The organism is Nitrincola tapanii (assembly GCF_008368715.1).
Lineage (GTDB): Bacteria > Pseudomonadota > Gammaproteobacteria > Pseudomonadales > Balneatricaceae > Nitrincola > Nitrincola tapanii.
Genome location: NZ_SMRS01000002.1, coordinates 1 through 20,364, shown reverse-complemented (window position 1 = coordinate 20,364; position 20,364 = coordinate 1). Strand labels below are relative to the sequence as shown.

Genomic DNA, 20,364 nt, shown 5'->3' with positions numbered 1-20,364 from the left:
AAAACAATTGATCTCTTTAGAAAAAAACAAAGCGAAGCAGGTTTCCCATGCTTCGCTTTGTTTATATATGACCTAAGTCAAGAAAGCTTACGACTTCAACAGATCCAGTGCGACATCCACGATCATATCTTCCTGGCCTCCAACCATACGGCGCTTACCTAACTCCACCAGAATATCCACGGTTTTTAAACCATATTTTTCAGCCGCCACTTCGGAATGACGTAAAAAGCTGGAATAAACACCCGCATAACCCAAGGCCAGGGTTTCACGATCCACTCGCACCGGACGATCCTGTAAGGGGCGCACGATCTCATCGGCAGCATCCATCAGCGTGTAAAGATCCGTGCCATGCTCCCAGCCCTGACGCTCCGCAGCGGCAATAAAGACTTCAAGAGGTGCATTACCGGCACCGGCCCCCATACCCGCCAAGCTGGCATCAATACGATCACATCCCTCTTCTACGGCCACCATAGAGTTAGCGACCCCCAGAGACAGATTGTGGTGCGCATGAATACCGGTCAAGGTTTCGCTATTCAACACATCTTTTAAGGCGCGGAAGCGATCGCGAATATCGTTCATCGCCATCGCGCCACCGGAATCCACGACATAGATACAGGTTGCACCGTAACTTTCCATCAACTTCGCTTGTTCCGCTAAGCCTTGAGGCGTGGTCATGTGGCTCATCATTAAAAAGCCAACGGTATCCATCCCCAATTTACGCGCATGTTCGATATGCTGACGTGACACATCCGCTTCGGTACAGTGCGTCGCCACTCTCACGATTCGAGCACCGGCACGATACGCCGCTTCAAGATCATGGACAGTGCCGATACCCGGCAACAACAGCGTCGCGATCTGGGCATGCTCCACTACTTCGGCAACGGCTTCAATCCATTCCAGATCCGTATGCGCACCAAAACCATAGTTGAAACTGGAACCTTGCAAACCATCCCCATGTGCCACTTCAATGCTGTCAACACGCGCTTGATCGAGCGCACGTGCAATCGCCTGCACCTGTTGAATCGTGTATTGATGACGCACGGCATGGCTACCATCACGCAGGGTTACATCGGAAATATAGAGTTTTTTCCCAGGATTAAAGCTCATGATCAGACTCCTTTCGCGCTCAGAAGTGACTCGGCCATACGCTCAGCGGTCGAAAGAGCGGCTGAGGTCATAATATCAAGGTTACCCGCGTAGGCCGGTAAGTAATGGGCGGCTCCTTCTACTTCTAAAAAGACCGATGTTTTTAAACCGCTGAAACGGCCTAATCCTGGGATGGTCACCGGCTGATCTTGCGGAATTCGATCAAACTGCACGCGCTGCTTTAAACGGTAGCCGGGCACATAACTCTGTACCGCTTTTTCCATCTCCAAGACGGACGCTTCCACGCGTGCTTCATCTACAGCTTCCGACAAAACCATGACGGTGTCGCGCATGATGAGCGGCGGCTCAGCCGGATTCAGAATAATAATCGCCTTACCCTTTTCAGCACCGCCCACAACCTCAATCGCCTTTGAAGTGGTTTCGGTAAACTCATCAATATTGGCACGTGTCCCCGGCCCAGCCGACTTGCTGGAGATGGAAGCAATAATCTCGGCATAATGCACCTTAGCCACACGCGATACCGCGGCCACCATAGGAATCGTGGCCTGGCCACCACAGGTCACCATATTCACGTTGGTATCCTGTAGATGACGATCCAAGTTCACTACAGGAATACAATAAGGCCCAATCGCCGCAGGGGTCAGATCGATCATACGCAAATTCGGCTTCAAACCGCGCAGGAAAACTTCATTTTTAAGATGTGCACCGGCTGAGGTGGCATCAAACACCACATCGATCTCAGAGAAAATCGGTAAGCGGGTTAAGCCTTCTATCCCCTCATGAGTCGTGGCCACGCCCATACGGGCGGCACGTGCCAAGCCATCTGAGTTGGGATCTATCCCCACCATGGCACCCATTTCAATATATTGACCATGGCGCAGAATCTTAATCATCAGATCTGTGCCGATGTTGCCTGGGCCGATAATCGCGGCTTTGAGTTTTTTCATGAACCCATCCAAATTGAATGTTTGTATTAATCAACGCGCCGCGCGCCGCGCGACACCCTGCAGAGAGTGGTTTTAATGGGAGAAACTCACTGAAACAGAACCCAAGCCCTCAATCTCAGCTTGGAAATGATCGCCGGGTTCCACCGCCACCATAGGGCCTAGCGCACCGGTTAAAATGACATCGCCCGCACGCAAAGGCGTGCCTAAACGACTGAGCGTTTGCGCCAACCAGACCGCAGCATTGCAGGGATGTCCTAAACACTCTGCTCCACTGCCTTGAGACACCTGAACGCCATTACGTGTCATGCGCATGTTGGCCTGCAGCAGATCCAAGCCATCCAGACGACGTGCTGGGCCACCTAACACATAACAGCCACTGGAAGCGTTATCGGCGACGGTATCGGTAAAACGAATATTCCAATTTTCAATGCGACTCCCCACCACTTCCAAAGCGGGCAAGACCCAGCCTGTAGCACGGATCAACTCGGCAAGGGTGGTATCCGCATGTGGCAAATCCTGGTCAAGAATCAGCGCAATTTCCGCTTCGATCTTAGGCTGCATCACGCGAGCAAACGGAATCTGCTCATTATCGCCATAGCTCATATCCGCAAACAGCGTCCCGAAATCCGGCTGACTCACCCCCAATTGCTGCTGCACGCGCGGATTCGTCAGACCCACTTTGCGTCCAACGATGCGGCGTCCCTGTTTTAGCGCCTGCTCAACATTGATCTGCTGGATGCGGTAAGCGGCTTGTGCATCCGTGTCACCGAGCTGATCACGTAGCGGTGGCATCGGTTGCTGTGTGGCTTCGGCCTGACGTAACTGCTCGGCCAGGGTCTCTAAAAGCTGATTCATTACGCCTCCTCAGTGTAAGCCGTTAAAGCACCAAAACCCGCTATCCATTCTGGAATAGGGCGGTAATAACGCGCTGTCACCTTAAACTCCCCCATCACGGATAGGGCGGCAAAGGCACTTACCCAAGCCTTGACTTCATGCGTAGACTTACCTGCTAGCACTGACAACTCAGCGTTTTTCATTCCATCCAACTCTTGCAGACGATTTTCAGCCAGCTGTGTCATGAAAAACTCATCCCATTGCGGATGCAAAGGGTGCAAGCTGGTTTGATCCTCAACAAAACGCCGTGCGGCTTGAATCACACGCTGGGTCCGCGCCTCACGCTCTTCTGCGGGTAGATGGCGCCCTGATCCCTTCAGGCGATCCTGCAGATGTTCATTGGCTGTCGCCAATTCAGGCACAGGCGGTTGGTGTGACAACCCCCCCGATCCCAGGATCAAAACCTTTTGATTTAATCCTTTTAAAAAGCGTCCCACTGCTTCACCCAATAAGCGTGCACGTTGGAAACTGGGCAAGGGTGTCGCTACCGAATTGATAAAAATAGGAATGACAGGCTTGGTATCCAGCCCCCCAAACAACTCCTCCAAGGGTTGTGCAAAACCGTGATCCAACTGCATCCGATAAGACACCGCAGCATCCACGCCATCCTCCAGAACAGCAGCGGCCAGCGCCTCGGCCAGCGCCTGCGGTACCTGCAGATCTCCCGCCATAGTGCCGAAATCCCCTATAGCATAAGCTTCGGTGCCGATGCAAAAAGAGGGCATCAGATCATAAAAGAAACCGTTGTAATGATCCGGTGCAAACAACACCACCAAATCGGGATCAAATTCTGCGACCGCTGCGCGTGCGGCAGCGATCATCTGTTCCACCTCAGCCAAAACCGCAGGCTCAGGGTCTACATGCCCGACTAAGGGTGAGTGGGACATGCAGTGCAACATCGTGGTCATGGCTTAAACTCCCTGAACAACGGCTTCGCCTGTAGAGCGTATGGGCGCAGGCTTGGCCGCCAAAACCTGAGACAAGCGTGTGCAGGTGGATTCCAAAGTTTGTGGCAGAGTAATCGCGGCCACAAAACGGTCAGGACGAATCACCGCAACGGAGGCAGGGTAGCTGCCAAACCACTCTTTCAAACGCCCCTGTTCATCGCCCACGCGAATCACATCTTCAGGAAGCTCTACACTTACAGCCATCTGCACCGAGGGGACGACCTGGATAAAACGTGTCCCCAAACGCTTCCAAAAAGCGACTTGTTCCGCACTCATGCCCCAAGTCGGTTGGGTTCCCCAAGCGATAATGGCAAAGTTGGAACCGATGACATCATCAAGTAAGCACACCTCACCCGCTTCAGTACGTACCTTAGGTTGAATAAACAAACGCCCCACCGGGTTCTTCTCTACCTTCATTTCAGGTTTCACGAGAACCCCCTGCTCATACTGGGGCATAGGTTTGAAGCGCATTTCCAAGAAATAGCGTTTGATCGGGGGCAGATAATTCAGCAACCAAGAGATACCATCTCGCAATGTGCCCATCCAACGCTTAGGCGGAGCCAAAACATGGCCTGCGGTCACCGAAAGATCGATCATGGCACGCGCATGATCACGACGCTCCTGTTGGTAAGTATCCAACAAAGAGTCAGCCGCCAAGCCTTTTACCACCATGCCGACTTTCCAAGCCAGGTTGCTGGCATCACGCATACCACTGTTATAACCCTGGCCCTGCCAGACCGGCATAATATGCGCGGCATCACCCGCCAAAACGATACGACCGCGACGGAACTCCGCCGCCAAACGCGCATTATGGGTATAGACACGCTGACGAATCAGCTCGACCTTATCGGGATTAGGCAGTACCTTGGCCAGAAGCTTGCGCATATTTTCAGGCTGTGACAGGGTCTCTTCGGTTTCCCCTGGCATAACCATAAACTCAAAACGACGAATCGCATGAGGCAAAGCCGCGGAGACATAAGGGCGCACCGGATCACAACACATATAGATGTTCGGTGTGCCTAAGGGATCATTTTTAATGTCGACTACGATCCACTGATTAGGTGCCGTTTTACCATCAAATGCGATGCCTAAGGTGCGGCGGACAAAACTGTTGCCCCCATCCGCAGCAATCAAATACTGGCAACGCACACGCTCCTCTTTACCATCCAGCGTACGCATCTGCAGATTGACGCCCTCAGCATCCTGATCAAACTGATGGAGATCACGCGAAAAGAGGGCATCGACCTGATCAAAGCGCTTTAAGCCCTCAAATAACACACGGTCAACTTGTGGTTGAATAAATGCATTACGACGCGACCAACCAAACTCGTCTGTTTTCGGCTCAATGGATGCAAAACAGCGGCCCTTGGGGGTCAGAAAACGCATCCAATGATAGGGTGTGGTATGGGGTAAAACTTTATCGATCAAACCGATCGATTGCAGGGTTCTTAACGCTTCATCGTCAATACCGATGGCGCGTGGGTAATCAATCAACTGATCCAGTTTCTCAATCACCAAAACACTCACGCCCACCTGGCCTAAATAATTCGCAATGGTCAAGCCGACTGGGCCGGCACCCAATACCACGACATCCGCTGTATAGTCAGGTTTTGCAGATAAAGTTTGTGACATCGTTGCACTCATGTTTTTACTACCGTCGATTTATTATGTTTAAACACAACTGAAGAAATAGTCGGCGAGAACGCTTTTCATCAGGCTGGAAAATAGAATCCGCGCCCAGTAAAAAGTAAATTGAATTTTATGGATTCAAAATAAATGTTGAATAAAGAGCTTTGATCTCTGAATTTTATTCAACCCTGCACACTTTTTATCTGGCGATTTTATTGCTTGATTATAGAAAGCTATGCAAAATATCAGCAACCAAAAAGAACACTTGTGTGCACTAAGTGCACCAGTCTGATTTTGACTGACTGCGAAGAGATCAAAGACGATGCATCGGCCATCCCCTGAAACGGAAACGAGCAAAGACACCGAATACAAAACGGTTCGAGGTTTGACGCGTGGACTCTTGCTGTTAAATACCCTGAATCGCCAAGACGGTGGTTGTAGCAGCTCGGAACTCGCGCGCTTGACTGGCTTGCACCGCACCACCGTCAGGCGCTTACTGGAAACCCTGCAGGATGAGGGTTATGTGCGTCGCAGTCGATCCGATGATCGTTACCAACTGACCCTCAAAGTGCGTGAGCTGAGTGAAGGTTTCCGTGATGAACAGTGGATCTCAGCCCTCGCCGCTCCACTCCTAGCCGACCTGCTGCCAGAAGTTGTTTGGCCCACCGATCTTTGCACGCTGGATGTCGATGCCATGGTGGTGCGCGAAACCACGCATCGTTTTAGTCGCCTATCCTTTCATCGTTCCATGGTGGGCCGCCGCTTGCCAATTCTGTTCACCGCTGCCGGACGGGCGTATTTAGCCTTCTGTCCAGAAGCCGAGCGCCAAGCACTTTTAGAGCTTCTGGCCAGTCGTCAAGATCGTCAAGGAGAGTTGGCACGTGATCCTGAGTATGTCGCACGCATCCTCCTGCAAACCCGCCAACGCGGTTATGGCAGCAACTATTCAGAATGGGATGAAGAGCAAAAAATTGCCGCGATTGCCCTGCCCATCTTTCGTGAAGAGAAGGTGGTCGGGGTACTGAATTTGGTTTACATCGCCAAAGCCATGCTACCGGAGGAAGCCGCACGTAAGCATCTGGCCAAAATGCGCGAAACGGTTGAAAAAATCGAGAGTCACTTTACGACAACGAACACTTAAGCCAACAAATAAGCTACGCCTGCAAGGAAGTCTGCAAGCACCACTGGAAGGGAAAACAGCGGCGCTTGCAGAGGCATCATCGCTCTCTATCTAAACCGGGTTGAAGATAGGGAGCCAAAGCCTAGAGACATGTTTAGAACTGCAAACGGTAGGTCAGATAGGCCGTATCATTCCCCCCAAACATAGGCGTTAATGCACGCTCCGTGGTTCCATCATAGCTATTCGCAGGGTCCACCGCTGCTGAGTTATAGTCCACATACCCCAGAGCGATCACACCCTTACCCATGCGACGGTGCAGCTCAACAGCCAATGCTTTTTCGCGATCCTTGGTTTCCTGTTTAGTGGTGGTATAACCGATCGAACCTCCGAAACCGTTCAGCTCATAACCTGCGTTCAGACCGATCCCCTTATCGTTTAACCCTGAGATCTTATCTTTTGATTGCTCATATTTCGCCGCAAAGCGGAAATTCTCCCACTTATAACGTGCCGCCATCCCCCAGAGGTTCGCATCGACCTGATACACGCCTGCAGCATCTTTTTTCGATTTCACCGCACCATAGGCCGTCGCCAGGGTGAGATCTTGCCAGGTATATTTCACCCCTAGGTTATAACCATCTAAGGTTTTATCTTTTTGCGCTGAGTTGCCCAACAACACGCTGCTCGCGGGGTTTTCACCCCCAAACACGCCCGCTACCATCGCCTCAAAACCCTGAAGGTTCGGTGTCACATAGGCAAGAGAGTTTCCGATCCGGCGATCGGCACGAAACCCTTTTTGCGGCTTACTCCCATTCGCCACATAACCCACATCCAAGCCTGTTGGTAAAGCGGACATGGCGAACTCATTGGCGCTGCCGACATAGGCGTAAGTCGGATGATCGATCTTACCCCCAAGCAAGGTGCCCCAATCCCCCTTCGCGCCGACCGATGCATAACGCCCGCCACTTAAGAGCGCGCCGGTATTCAAACTCAAGCCTTGCTCCCAGTGAAAGATTCCTTGAGTATTCTCCAACCCCAGATCAACGCTGCCGCGCACCCCTATGCGGCTGGCGTAATCATCTAACACGGCGGATTTATTGTCGGTTTTGAACATCCCCAAGCGGAAAGAACCATAGAGTGTGGCATCGGCATAGCTGACAGTAGGCAGCGTGGTGGCTAAGGCCAGCGCCAGACAGGATTTTTTAAACATGGATGGAATCCTTATTTGAATTATTTTAATCAATCAGTGTGTCAAAAATGACCGGAGTATTATTAAAAAAGGTCAGAAGCGCAACAAGAAAAAAACCGGGCTGCGTGCACCAGGCGAACAGTCCAAAATAAAGGCGAGATAAATCAAAAAAACAACTGAGGATTTTAAAGAAACCAGGCATTTAACTCTATTAAATGCCTGATCAGAAACCTTAACTCGGCTAGTTAGCCAAGAATTCCAAAACCAGATGATTAAAACGGGAAGCGTGCTCCCATTGAACCCAATGACCACACTGGTTAAACAGGTGCAGCTCCGAATTTGGAATATGCGCAAGAAGTTTTAAGCCCGTATCCATCGGCACAAAACGATCATTACGCCCCCAGAGGATAAGCGTTGGCTGCTGGATTTTGGTTAATTCCGGGCCAAAATCTGGGAACTGCTTTGGATTCAACTGCAAGCTTTTCACAAAGTTCTGCAGATGGTCCTGACGTGCCAACATGTTATTTAAACGCATCTGAAAGAGATCTTCCGTCAGATCCGAGGTATCGAAAACAAAAATATCCATCATAGCTTTTAAGTTTTCGATGGTGGGTTCGCGATAGAGCTGCTGCAAACGCTTGATTCCTTCAGTCGGCATCGGAGTATAAGGACTTGCGCCGCCCGTCCCACCGCCCATCAAAATCAATTTTTCTACCCGCTCTGGGTACATCAAAGTAAAAGCGGTGGCCGAATGCCCGCCCATCGAATTCCCAATCAAACTCGCTTTTTCGATCTGCAAAGCATCCAGTAGGCCCTTGAGTGCACGAGCATTAAGGTGGGAGCGCGAGCCATCACAGACGATCGGATCACTCTTGCCCCAGCCTGGGCTGTCCATGAGAATCACGCGATAGCCGGCCTTCACCAGCGGCTCAATATTTTTACTGAAGTTGGCCCAGCTGGTCGCACCCGGGCCCGAACCATGCAGGGTAACCACCACTCGGTCGCCCGTTCCGACTTCGTTATAGTGTATCTTTAACGCCAGATCACCTTCTTGTATTTGGGCAAAACGACTACTACTCACTTCATCAAATGCAGATGTGTTTGTCATACTTTTTTCCATTATCAAGCTGAAGCTGAAAGATGCCTCTCTTTCAAGCGTTAGAAAATATAAGGAGACTTCCCCCTCCTATCATTCGTGCTCACATAAAGAAGAACACAGCGCCCGGCACAAAAATCATAAATGCGACGATGAATAGGTCGGCAATTAAGAAAACGGATACGCCCTTAAAAATATCCACCAAGGAAGCATATTGTGAAGCTACGCCCTTAATCACAAAAATATTCATGCCAACCGGAGGTGTCACCATGCCAATTTCCAGCAACTTCACCAGAAACACACCGAACCAGATCAAGCTAATATCCATACCCTGTAGAATCGGCAAGAAAATTGGCAAGGTGACTAACATGGCTCCAAAGGGCTCCATAAACAAACCCAGGAATAGATAAATCAGTACCATCATTAGCATCAGTTGCAGATAACTTGGATCCCAACCGGTCATGGTATTGAGGATATAACCTGAGAGGCCACTCATGCTCAGGAAGACCGTGAACATGCTCGCCCCAACACCAATAATCAACAAGGAAGAGGTTGTGGTCAGGGTATCGACCATCGAATCTTTCAAAACCTGGAAGTTCAATTTGCCGATAATCAAAGCAATCAACAACGCACCCAGCGCGCCTACCGCTCCGGCTTCCGTAGCCGTAAACACGCCGGAAAACATCCCGCCAAAAATAATGACACCCAGGGCAATGACCGGCCAAATCTCTTTCACCGCTTGCGCCATGGAGTAGTCATAGGCACCTTCCGAACGCCGTGGCACGATATCTGGACGCAATCCACTCACCACCAGAATCGTCAAACTGTAACCCAAGGCGGTCAACAGGCCGATGGTGATACCGCCCAAGAAAACCTCAGTGATGGATACTTGCGCGAACACACCATACACGATCATCAAGATACTCGGGGGGATCAACGCGCCAATGGTGCCGCCTGCCGCAATGGTTCCACAGGCAAAACTCGGCTTATAACCCGCCTTGACCATTTCCGGGATCGCAATGCGCCCCATTGAAGCGGCACAGGCCACACTCGAGCCAGAGACGGCCGCAAAACCCGAACTGGCAAAAATACTGGAAATCGCGAGGCCACCCGGTAACCAGCGAAACACCACCTTCGCGGCATTAAAGAGCCCTGCTGTCAGGCCTGAGTGATAGGCCACAAACCCCATCAACAGGAACATCGGGATCGCACTTAACGTCCAGCGGGCCAGAAAATCATAAGGGCGCGATGCCAACATATGAATCGCGGTATCCCAACCCAGCATGGAAGTCAGCCCGACCAAAGACACACTAATCAGTGAAATGGCAACTGGCACGCGCAGCGCCAAGAGTATGAGCAGAACAATCAGCCCATACACCCCTGTTTCTATACTCATTTGCCAACCTCTTTAAGCAAAAGAATTAATAACGGTTCGTCAGCATTAAAGGAATGCGTGCTAAACACACAAACATGGCGACAAACAAAGCGACGGGAACAAAAAAGTAGGCGGGCCAAATAGGGATCACCAAATTCAGCGACATGATGTAAGAACCAAGATTGAACTGCTCTATCGCCTGCCCCCAGGTTGCCACGCCCAGCAGATAATAGATCACGGCAGAGAGTAAGGAGGTCAGAAGACTCAGGATGAGGAAACCATATTTACCGTAGAGCTGAGTGAAAGCCTCAACCGTAATCATATTTTTTGACCACTCCACCCAACCCAAAGGTAAGAGCGCCAGTGCCACCATGTAATAGCGTGTCACAATACGTTCCGTCGCTGGCACAGAGTAATTTAGAGTGGTCCGCAACATCACATCCAGGGTGATATGCAGCATCATCGCCACCACGGCCAGCACACCCACCAGCATTAAGGCCAGGGTTACTTTTTCAACCAGCTTTGCTAAAAATGACATTTTGGATGACCTGAAGAAATAAAAATGCCGGTTAAACACTCTTCCTAGTGCTTACCGGCATCACTGTCTATATAAATTATAGACCGTACTGAGACAGATCCTGCTGATCCCAAACCTCACGTTGCAAGGCTTCTTGCATGGCCTTGGGATCATGCTCGACAGAAGCGGCAATCTCCTCCCATTTAGCCACTAAAGCTTGGAAACGTTCGATTTTAGCTTTGGCATCGGCAACACCAAAACGCCCTTCTGCCATGCTGACCGCAGTCGCCACATCCTCCGCCACAAATTGTGACGTCGCCGACAACATCGACTCAGCGGGATCGATCAGGGTGATGTTTTTCTTGGCTGCCACCTCTTTGGATTGCTCGACCATTTCCAACCAACGGCTTACAGTCAACATGCTGGTAGTCGAGGAGGCTTTGATCAAGGCGGCACGATTTTCTTCAGAGAGAGAAGCCCAAGAGTCGCGACGCACAGCATGGTCAATTAACGAATGAAAGGTTCCCATGGGGATCATCGTTGCATGCTTGATGACATCTTGCAGGTTAAAGGACACCAGATCCGATAAAGAAGTAACGGTGCCTTCGATAATACCCTGAGATAGCGCCTCAAACGCTTCACCGGTCGGCATACTTACAGGCGTTCCACCCATCGCCTCCACCCAACGTGCATGCTGTGGGGTCGCGACACGAATACGCATACCGCGTAGATCACCTTCGCTATTCACCGGCTTAGTTGTTAACAGGTTATAAGGGTTGGCATGGGAGCCGGTATAGATCACACCCAAGGCTTTCATTTCCACCTGACAATCGGCACAGGTGGCTATATATTCTGTGACCGCAGCAGCGGTGGCATGAGGCGAGCCCCCCATCAAGGAGAGATCCCCGATCAGGTTAAAGTTCGGCAGATCGGCTGGAAAATAGGCTGGAAGAAACAAACCCACCTGAACCAAACCGCTGTTAATTGCTGTACGCATATTCGCCAGATTCACCACTTCCATACCGACTAATTGGCCACGTAACTGGCCATTAGATACTTCAGGAAGCATTTTTTGAAATTCAGTGTAGAGCGGATTATTCGCCGGTTGCATCGGTGGCAAACCTGATGCTAAACGCAGCTGCTGAGCGAGGGCAGACTGAGAAAAAACGGCACCCATGAGCGTTGCGGCAATCGCCACTTTCGAGAAGGTTTTACGCATTTTGGTTTTTATCCTGTTATTAGCACTTTAGCTCAGCACATCAATCATGACTCTAAGTCTATTTAGCTTCTAGACAAAATCAGCAGAGTAAGAACGCATGCCAGCCTTATGATTATTATTGAGTAGCAGAGTGTTTTCTGAACAATTATTAGTCTAGAAAGAGACACTTGTGCACGCAATGAAAAACACATCTAAGGTGCACTAAGTGCACAGGACAGTTTATCTAGGCCAAATACAAAAGAAGAAGCCCCAACCCAAACCTAGAGAGCTTGAGTCGGGGCTTGATCAATTCTTGCAGCTTCAGCGCTGGCTTCCTGAATAGAAGGGGAATACTCAGGATCACGCCAGCCAGGGCTTCAGCTCAGAATTTGAGGGCAGACAAGGCAGCCGGGAATCCACCTTGTCGGATAGCGATCAGAACTGCAGACGGTACGTCAGGTAAGCCGTGTCATCTGCATAAATAGCACGTTGGTTACCAAACTGCTTGTAGCTATTAGCTTTGTTGATTGCAGCAGAGTTGTAATCCACATAACCAACCGCTAGAACACCATTGCCCATACGGCGGTGCAGTTCGATAGAGGTCGCTTTTTCGCGATCCGCTTCATCCTGCTTAGTCGTGCTGTAACCCAAAGAGGCACCATAGCCGTTCAGTTCATAACCGACATTGATGGCATAACCCTTATCTTTCAGGTTCGCCACCTTATCTTTAGACTGTTCATACTTGGTTGCAAAGCGGAAGTTATCCCACTTATAACGAGCGGAAACACCCCAAAGATTGGAATCAATATCAAACTCACCCGTCAATTGCTTGTCTGATTTCACTGCGCCATAAGCCGCAGCCAAAGTTAAATCTTGAATTGTGTATTTAGCGCCTAGGTTATAACCATCCAGCGTTTTGTCTTTCTGCGCAGAGTTGCCCAACAGACTACTGCTCGCTGGAGCTTCACCGCCAAACACACCGACAACCATCGCTTCAAAGCCACTGATTGTTGGGGTGACATACGCTAATGAGTTACCGATACGACGATCAGCACGGAAGCCAGCAGCACCTGGTATACTTCCATTGCGCACATAACCCACATCCAAACCGGTTGGCAAAGCAGACATCGCAAATTCGTTCACATTACCCACGTAAGCATAGGTTGGGTGATCAAGCTTACCGCCCATCACTGTACCCCAGTTGCCCTTAGCACCCACCGAGGCATAACGACCACCCCCAAGCGCGCCCGAATTTAAGCTCAAGCCCTGCTCCCAGTGGAAGATACCCTGAGTATTTTCCAATCCCAGATCGACAGTTCCACGCAGACCAATGCGGCTAGCATAGTCATTCAGCGCAGCTGACTGACCATCTGTGTTAAACATCCCCAGGCGGAAAGAACCGTAAAGCGTGGCATCGGCATAGCTGACGGCTGGCATTGCAGCGGCTAGAGCCAAAACCAGACAGGATTTTTTCATTGTTTTCATCATATGGGCTTCCATATTTTTAGAGTTATACAGAAACAGCGTGATAGATCACGCTCGATCAGGCGCTCCCAGCTCTTAAATAGGTGTTTTCCCTAGGCTAAGAGAATGAAATTGCAAAGAAAATTTAACATACACAAGTGTATTCTACAAACACTTGTGTATGTTTTTATGACGAAAGTTTTAGATCAGGAGGGATACTTTAATCCATTAATATTGAATTAAAAGGTGCATTAATAGATGAGGCTCTGACTATGCACTTTATTATCCAATCTAAATCAAGGCACTTATAACCTACACAGATGAATCTAAAGAGCTTTTATAGCAAGAGTTAACTTAGAGGCATGTCAATGTTATGATGCTCTGCAACATTCACCAGCAAGACGACTGATACAGCACTATGGCATCACAAAGGCTTTCACGAAACGATTGGATCAATGCAGCGATGAAGGTGCTTTCCACAGGAGGCATCGACATGGTGCGTGTGGATAATCTCGCCAAAGAACTTAAAATCACACGCGGCAGCTTCTACTATCACTTTGAAAGTCGTCAGGATTTACTCAAAGGTATCCTGGACAAGTGGCGACTGAAAGCCACAGAGGCCGTCATTGCAGGCTTAAAGAAAAAATCTTTGAGCAGCAAAGAGCAGCTGGTCGAGCTGATGATGCTGCCTTTAAAAGGTGATAAATCCTTTGAAGCCGCCTCCATTGAGATCTCACTGCGTGCCTGGGCAAGACGTGATGATATGGCGCGAGCGGCGGTTGATGAAGTGGATCGTTATCGCATTGCCTTTATTGAACAACTCTTTGTCGATCTGGCTCATCCGGCAGAGCAAGCCAATGACCTCGCCTATTTGGTCTACTCCTATATGATTGCCACTTCATTGCTGCACCCAAATGACTCAGTGGAGAACCAGAGTGCACGCGCTAAACGCCTCTCTGATTTCCTCAGTGACAACTGCCCACTCCTGGATTGCCGCTTCCGTCCTCACGCTCATTAAGCACGCCTTCACTCCAAAGCCTCTACCCGGCGCAGGCGCACGACCTGTCCGGGGTTTTCATCTGTCAGCAACCAGATATGACCATCTCTACCCAGACGCAGATCCCGAATGCGTTGTGCAAACCCCTGTAACAGGCGCTCCTCTTCCTGCAAACTTCCCTCCTCATCCGCAGAGGCTTTAACACTCAAACGGGAGATCAAACGCTCACGTAAAGCACCGGACAAAAACTGCCCCTGCCAGAGGGGAAATTCAGCTTGATCATAAAAGATCAAACCACTCGGTGCGATGGAAGGTGTCCAGTGCCACTCAGGATGCTGCATCCCAGGCAGCTGGGTAAATTGGCTAATCGGCAAGCCCGTGTAATCAATGCCGTGCGTCACTTTTGGCCAGCCATAATTTGCACCCGCAAGCAGACGATTGATCTCATCCCCACCACGCGGACCATGCTCACTTAGCCAGACCTCTCCGGTTTCAGGGTGCACTAACATGCCCTGAGGATTACGATGCCCCCAAGTAAAAATCGCATCATCAAACTCGGCATTTCCTAGAAATGGATTATCTGGCGGAATACGGCCATCTTCGAACAGACGCACCACTTTACCGGCATGATCTTGCCCGATTTGAGCGCGCTGCATTTCACCGCGATCTCCAATCGCAATGTACAGATAACCCTGATGATCAAAGACCATACGTCCGGCAAAATGGCGCCCGCCTGCTGACGCCGGCCGCGCGGAGAAAATAGGTTCAAGATCACTCAACACACCCGATGCATAACGCCCACGCACCACTGATGTGGTTAAACCCTCTTGGGTTTCTTCCGCAAATGAGAGATAAAGCCAAGCGTTCTCCGCGAAGTCAGGATGTGCCAACACCTCTAACAAACCGCCCTGACCGACCACAGCCACTTCGGGAACCCCAGCAACCGGCTCCTCTAAAAGCCGCCCCTTTAGGATGCGACGTAACTGACCTGTCCGCTCAGTCACGAGCATCTCATCATCAGACAAAAACACCATCGACCAAGGATGCTGTAACCCATCGGCCAGGATCTCCAGCTCAATCATGTAGTGTTCGCTGCTCACCCTTAGCTCCGCTTTTCCTTTGGGTGCCCACCAAAACACCACAAAAAGCAACAAAGCCAATAAGATCAAGGCACGCAGCCCAAGACGCCAAGACAAAATTGAGTTCAAGACTTTTCTCCTTTTTTTCTGCGACCCTGCTTGAGCCTAGCAGTTCCAAAACAAGAGGCAAAAAAATACCCGCCACTTGGGCGGGTAAAGAACAGCTGATTGATTCACTTAACTCAGAGCAAAAAACCAGGCCAACCCAGCGGCACTGAGTCAGCCTGGGTCACACAACCAGTTGGGGTAAACTGGCTTTACATCATCTCGACCAGGAACAGAGAGAGACCGGGTACAAGAATGATCAGGGCTAAACGCAGAATATCCGCGATCAGAAATGGGAAAACCCCTTTAAAAATAACCTTCAAATCCACATCAGGCACAACTGACTTAAGTACAAAAACATTTAAGCCAACCGGTGGTGTGATCAAAGAGATCTCTGTTGCAATCACCACAATGATGCCGAACCAGATCAAATCCATGCCCATGCCGGACACAATCGGATAAAAGACCGGCACCGTCAGCAACAGCATAGAAATGGATTCCAACACCGCCCCTAACACAAAGTAGATGGCGATCATCACCAGAATCACACCCAGCAAGCTGAGGTTCAGGCTTTCAATCCAATTCACAATGTGAAACGGCAGGTTGGACACATTCACCAGATTGGCAAAGATCAAAGAGCCGATCAGAATCGCGATCAAAGCAACGGTAGTTGCCGCCGAATCTTCCACTGCATCACGTAACTTTTTCCAAGTGAAGCGCCCACGAATCATGGTGATGGCAATGGCACCTACGGAACCCACACCCGCCGCTTCGGTCGGTGAGAAGAAACCAAAATAGATCCCCCCCAGCACCAGGATAATCAGCAGGGAAAAGGCCCAGAGCTGGCGAAGGGCTAACAGCTTCTCACGAAATGGCACCTCTTCTGTGCCCGCAGCACTGTCTTTTTTCACGTGCACTACATACAGCACCGCTGCGATGTAAAAAAGCACGCCTAAAATACCGGGGATGACCCCAGCCACAAACAGCTTACCTATATCGGTTTCTGTGATAATGCCGTAAAACACCAGAGCAATGGATGGAGGAATCAATATACCCAGGGTACCTCCAGCGGCAATAGAACCGGTCGCTAGGCCATCACTATAACCATATTTTTTCATCGAAGGATAAGCGATACGCGTCATGGTCGCCGCTGTCGCAAAACTCGATCCGCAAAAGGTACTAAACCCCCCGGATGCACCAATCGTGGTGATCGCCAACCCCCCTTTAAAATGCCCGACTAAAGCGTGGGTGGCATTATAAAGCTCCTCAGCCAAACCCGAACGGCTGATGATATTCCCCATCAAAATAAATAATGGAATCACCGCAAATTCATAAGAGAGAACAGTTTCAGTACCGATCATTCCTAACTGGCTGAAGGCCGGCCCCCATCCCTGATAATAGGCAAGACCACAGATTCCAACGACGCCGGTTGCGATTGCAATTGGAATACGTAAAAACAACATAATAAGCAAGACAGCAAAAGCAATGGACATAACCATAAAACATGACCTCGGTTTTAACTAACTTATTGATCTTGTGGCTGACTAGGCGAATCTGGGAAGGTCACCAATAAGCTGACCAAAGCAATAGCCGAGAGAACCGACATCACCGCCAGAACATTCCATTTTTCAATGCCTAAGAACATGAAGATCTCACCGAAGTTTTTCGATTCAACTGCCTGCTGATACACCATGATCACCAGTGCAGTAAAGAATACGATTTCCACCAAATAGGATAACCAGGAGATAAACTGTCCGAAGCGTCCATAAAACAGCTTTTCCAACAAATCGATACGGATGTGCTTACGTTTTTTATGCACATGGTAAAGGCCTGCATAAAACGAAATCGCGAGACAGATACCCACTACTTCATACGCAAAACCAAGAGGACTGTTAAATACCACACGTCCAAAGACGTCGATAAATGTAATCAGCGCCATGAATATCAAAGCCAGAAGTGAAACCTTGGCACAGAGATATTCCAACAAGCTGAGAAAAGACATTTTCATGGGAACCTCAAACAGAAAAAAGGCACTTCGTGATCACGAAGTGCCCAGATATTGCGCTTAGTTAGAGGACAACTCTTTGATCTGCTCCTCATAGAAGCGGATCAACTCTTCGCCGTCCAGACCGGCTGCAGCCGCCTTGTCCAACCAAACTTTACGGATAGGGTCAAATGCCTGATCGATCGCCGCATTCAGCTCATCACCGGCAACAATATAACGATCGCCGAGGTTCGCTTTTAACTGCTCACGTGCTTCCAGATCGTTCTGATGCCAGAGGCTACCCATACGCACCGCCAGGGCTTCACCTGAAATCGCCATGATGGCTTCACGGTCAGCTTCACTGATGCTTTCCCATTTCGCCTTGTTGACGATGATAAAGGTACTGTTCGTGAAGATACCGCCAGGAATCTGGGTGATGTGGTTAACATAGTTATCCACTTTAAAACCTGTCAGCAACTCATCGGAAAGTGTGGTGCCATCGATGATGCCACGTGATAAAAACTCACGCAGTTCAGACAAGGAACCTGAAATCGGCACAGCACCAAGACTACGCAAAGCATCACCCACTACGCTGGTCTGTACACGGATTTTTTTACCACGCAGGTCGGCAGGTGCTTCTACCTTGTCACGGCGCATATGCAAGTTACCACCGGAGGTCACATGGACTGCCAGAGTATGCACATCATTGTGCATGCCAGCATCGGCAAGGTGCTTTTCAAATAAACGCTGATAAGCCGCCGATGAGATACCGGCATCTTCGTTGGTAAAGGGGAATTCGACCATTTCGGTCAGCGGGAAGGCACCGGGAGCATAACCATGTGGCCCCCAAGCCAAATCTGCGATACCACTCACCACAGACTGATAGTTACGCGTAGGCGGTGCCAGTGGCTTAGCCGAAGGCTGTACTTTGACACGCCCTTCGGTGACCTTTTCAATCTCTTCAAAATATTTGTAGAGACCGTCTGCTTGTGACCAATGCTGTGAAGGGAACCACTGGTTATAACGCAGGGTAACAGTGTTGGCCGCAAAGGTTGCAGAGGACAGGGCTAAACCTGACAGCAGCACACCCAGTTTCAGCAGTTTGTTTTTCGGTTTAATCATCTTCGAGACTCCGGTTGTTTATTATTATTACTGTTGAATGAAATTAACATACAGTTCTGTACTTTACAACAATCAAGACCCCTTCATAATGCGTCTTTTGTCTAAGCATAAAATCAGGGATTAATTACGTTTAAAGTGATCCAAACTGCGAATCATCAGAGACTGTCTTTTTATTCCCAAACAGATACACACCTGATAACAAACAGATGTGTATCTTATTAAGAAATAAAAACCTTAGACAAAGGCATCCGCAAAGAAGTGCTGCAAATCAAAGCCACACTCTTTGACGAAATCGCGCTTAGCCGATTCGATCACAATCGGTGCACCACAGGCATAGACCTGATGCCCAGATAGATCCGGATAATCTTCGATCACCGCACGATGCACAAATCCCTGACGACCGTTCCACGCCTCATCAGACAGCACAGGCGTATAACTAAACCATGACAAGGAGGCCACCCAGGATTCACACAACGCATTCTGATAAAGATCAGGCTGACGCCGCCCCCCCCAGAAGAGGTGCACTGAGCGTTGGTTAGCGGTCGCGATCATCTGCTCCATCAAGGCTTTGATGGGTGCAAAGCCGGTACCGCTGGCTAAAAGAATGATCGGGCGTTCAGATTCACGCAGATAGAAGCTGCCATAAGGGCCTTCCAGCGTGACTCGGTTTTTCGGTTGCAACTCATTAAAAATGAAAGGGGTGGCCTGGCCACTGCTGACCAAGCGAATATGCAATTCGATGTTGCCATCCTGCGCATCCGCCTTCGCCATGGAATAGCTCCGCGTCACGCCATTGGCCAGTGTCAAATCCACATATTGACCCGGCAAGTATTTAAACTCGGTGCCCGGAGCCAGCATGCAGGTGAGAATCACCACGTCCTCAGCCGCAACACTTTTCTGCATCACACGGCCAATCACCTTTTGAATGCTGATGCCTTCAAACTCGGTCACTTCTGGAGACTCTAAAATCAAATCCGATTGCGCACGTGCCTGACAGGTCAGAACCGTACTGCCTTCTTGATCGGATACCGACAACTCCAGACCTTCGGGATAGGCCACCTGTCCGGAAACTAAAGTGGTGCGGCAATCGCCACATTTGCCATCCCGACAACCATGCTTAAGCATGATCCCGGATTTAAGAGCCGAATCCAGCAGGCTGTCCTCACCCTGAGTTTCAAACTGCTTGCCGACCGGCTGAATCTGAACGCTATAAGTCATACTTATGCCTGCTGTGCTTGTTTCGCTTTCGCCAGGGTTAAGGCCAGGTCTTCGATCATGTCTTCCTGTCCGCCCACCGTGCCACGACGGCCGAGTTCGACCAGAATGTCGCGCGCGGAGATGCCGTATTTCTTCTCGGCACGCTGCGCAAACAGCAGGAAGGAGGAGTAGACCCCCGCATACCCCAGGGTCAGGGAATCACGATCGACTCGGATCGGCTGATCCATCATCGGCACCACCAGATCTTCCGCAACATCCATAATCTGATAAAGATCGATGCCGGTGTTCGCGTCCATCCGCTTCAGGACCGCGACCAGCACTTCCAGCGGTGTGTTGCCCGCCCCGGCGCCCAGGCCCGCGACCGAGCCGTCGATGCGCA

Annotated in this window: 18 protein-coding genes and 1 pseudogene; 2 read left to right on the top strand and 17 right to left on the bottom strand. The window is 50.0% G+C overall.

The features are described from left to right. Positions 1-87 precede the first annotated feature (87 nt). The 5 genes from dmpG to E1H14_RS02765 all read right to left on the bottom strand — a co-directional run bounded on the left by dmpG (position 88) and on the right by E1H14_RS02765 (position 5,527). The gene (dmpG, locus tag E1H14_RS02785) at positions 88-1,107 is read right to left on the bottom strand and encodes a 4-hydroxy-2-oxovalerate aldolase (RefSeq protein WP_149389945.1); all 1,020 of its coding nucleotides are present in this window, start codon (positions 1,105-1,107) and stop codon (positions 88-90) included. Between the two features lie 2 nt (positions 1,108-1,109). Continuing rightward, complete coding sequence (locus tag E1H14_RS02780) at positions 1,110-2,054, bottom strand: acetaldehyde dehydrogenase (acetylating) (protein ID WP_149389944.1); 945 nt, start codon at positions 2,052-2,054, stop codon at positions 1,110-1,112. 72 nt (positions 2,055-2,126) lie between these two features. Then, complete coding sequence (gene mhpD / locus E1H14_RS02775) at positions 2,127-2,909, bottom strand: 2-keto-4-pentenoate hydratase (protein ID WP_149389943.1); 783 nt, start codon at positions 2,907-2,909, stop codon at positions 2,127-2,129. Continuing rightward, on the bottom strand, positions 2,909-3,856 hold the full coding sequence (locus E1H14_RS02770; protein WP_149389942.1) for a 3-carboxyethylcatechol 2,3-dioxygenase: 948 nt from the start codon (positions 3,854-3,856) through the stop codon (positions 2,909-2,911). The genes mhpD and E1H14_RS02770 overlap by 1 nt, the downstream gene beginning before the upstream one ends. 3 nt (positions 3,857-3,859) lie before the next feature. Then, complete coding sequence (locus tag E1H14_RS02765) at positions 3,860-5,527, bottom strand: bifunctional 3-(3-hydroxy-phenyl)propionate/3-hydroxycinnamic acid hydroxylase (protein ID WP_149389941.1); 1,668 nt, start codon at positions 5,525-5,527, stop codon at positions 3,860-3,862. Between the two features lie 319 nt (positions 5,528-5,846). Here E1H14_RS02765 and E1H14_RS02760 point away from each other — a divergent pair, with 319 nt between their 5' ends. Further along, positions 5,847-6,665, top strand: coding sequence for a DNA-binding transcriptional regulator (locus E1H14_RS02760; protein ID WP_149389940.1), 819 nt, complete (start codon positions 5,847-5,849; stop codon positions 6,663-6,665). 133 nt (positions 6,666-6,798) lie between these two features. Here the strand turns inward: E1H14_RS02760 and E1H14_RS02755 are convergent, their stop codons facing one another. From E1H14_RS02755 to E1H14_RS02730, 6 genes are all read right to left on the bottom strand, one after another. Further along, positions 6,799-7,851, bottom strand: coding sequence for a porin (locus tag E1H14_RS02755; protein WP_149389939.1), 1,053 nt, complete (start codon positions 7,849-7,851; stop codon positions 6,799-6,801). Positions 7,852-8,071: 220 nt separating this feature from the next. Beyond that, positions 8,072-8,938, bottom strand: coding sequence for an alpha/beta fold hydrolase (locus tag E1H14_RS02750; protein ID WP_149389938.1), 867 nt, complete (start codon positions 8,936-8,938; stop codon positions 8,072-8,074). Between the two features lie 91 nt (positions 8,939-9,029). Continuing rightward, positions 9,030-10,322: a TRAP transporter large permease gene (locus tag E1H14_RS02745; protein WP_149389937.1), complete on the bottom strand. Its 1,293-nt coding sequence runs from the start codon at positions 10,320-10,322 to the stop codon at positions 9,030-9,032. A 25-nt stretch (positions 10,323-10,347) separates the two neighbouring features. Further along, positions 10,348-10,839 (bottom strand): TRAP transporter small permease, encoded by a 492-nt coding sequence (locus E1H14_RS02740; protein ID WP_149389936.1) that lies wholly within the window; start codon positions 10,837-10,839, stop codon positions 10,348-10,350. 76 nt (positions 10,840-10,915) lie between these two features. Next, positions 10,916-12,037: a C4-dicarboxylate TRAP transporter substrate-binding protein gene (locus tag E1H14_RS02735; protein ID WP_149389935.1), complete on the bottom strand. Its 1,122-nt coding sequence runs from the start codon at positions 12,035-12,037 to the stop codon at positions 10,916-10,918. 414 nt (positions 12,038-12,451) lie between these two features. Continuing rightward, positions 12,452-13,501 carry a porin gene (locus tag E1H14_RS02730; RefSeq protein ID WP_160142005.1) on the bottom strand — a complete coding sequence of 350 codons (1,050 nt, stop codon included), beginning with the start codon at positions 13,499-13,501 and terminating at the stop codon, positions 12,452-12,454. 442 nt (positions 13,502-13,943) lie between these two features. Between E1H14_RS02730 and E1H14_RS02725 the strand changes: the two genes are divergently transcribed. Then, complete coding sequence (locus E1H14_RS02725) at positions 13,944-14,498, top strand: TetR/AcrR family transcriptional regulator (protein WP_200834013.1); 555 nt, start codon at positions 13,944-13,946, stop codon at positions 14,496-14,498. An 8-nt stretch (positions 14,499-14,506) separates the two neighbouring features. Here E1H14_RS02725 and E1H14_RS02720 read toward each other — a convergent pair whose 3' ends face one another. The 6 genes and pseudogenes from E1H14_RS02720 to E1H14_RS02695 form a co-directional block, all read right to left on the bottom strand. Then, entirely contained in the window at positions 14,507-15,685 is a 1,179-nt protein-coding gene (locus tag E1H14_RS02720) for a PQQ-dependent sugar dehydrogenase (protein ID WP_149389932.1), read from the bottom strand. A 188-nt stretch (positions 15,686-15,873) separates the two neighbouring features. Continuing rightward, positions 15,874-17,160 (bottom strand): TRAP transporter large permease, encoded by a 1,287-nt coding sequence (locus E1H14_RS02715; protein ID WP_149389931.1) that lies wholly within the window; start codon positions 17,158-17,160, stop codon positions 15,874-15,876. 26 nt (positions 17,161-17,186) lie between these two features. Next, complete coding sequence (locus E1H14_RS02710) at positions 17,187-17,669, bottom strand: TRAP transporter small permease (protein ID WP_149389930.1); 483 nt, start codon at positions 17,667-17,669, stop codon at positions 17,187-17,189. A 57-nt stretch (positions 17,670-17,726) separates the two neighbouring features. Then, a complete protein-coding gene (locus E1H14_RS02705; RefSeq protein WP_149389929.1) occupies positions 17,727-18,767 on the bottom strand; it encodes a TRAP transporter substrate-binding protein in 1,041 nt (346 codons plus the stop codon). 234 nt (positions 18,768-19,001) lie between these two features. Further along, the gene (locus tag E1H14_RS02700) at positions 19,002-19,985 is read right to left on the bottom strand and encodes an FAD-binding oxidoreductase (protein WP_149389928.1); all 984 of its coding nucleotides are present in this window, start codon (positions 19,983-19,985) and stop codon (positions 19,002-19,004) included. Between the two features lie 2 nt (positions 19,986-19,987). Beyond that, positions 19,988-20,364: pseudogene (locus E1H14_RS02695) on the bottom strand (4-hydroxy-2-oxovalerate aldolase); the annotation flags it as partial.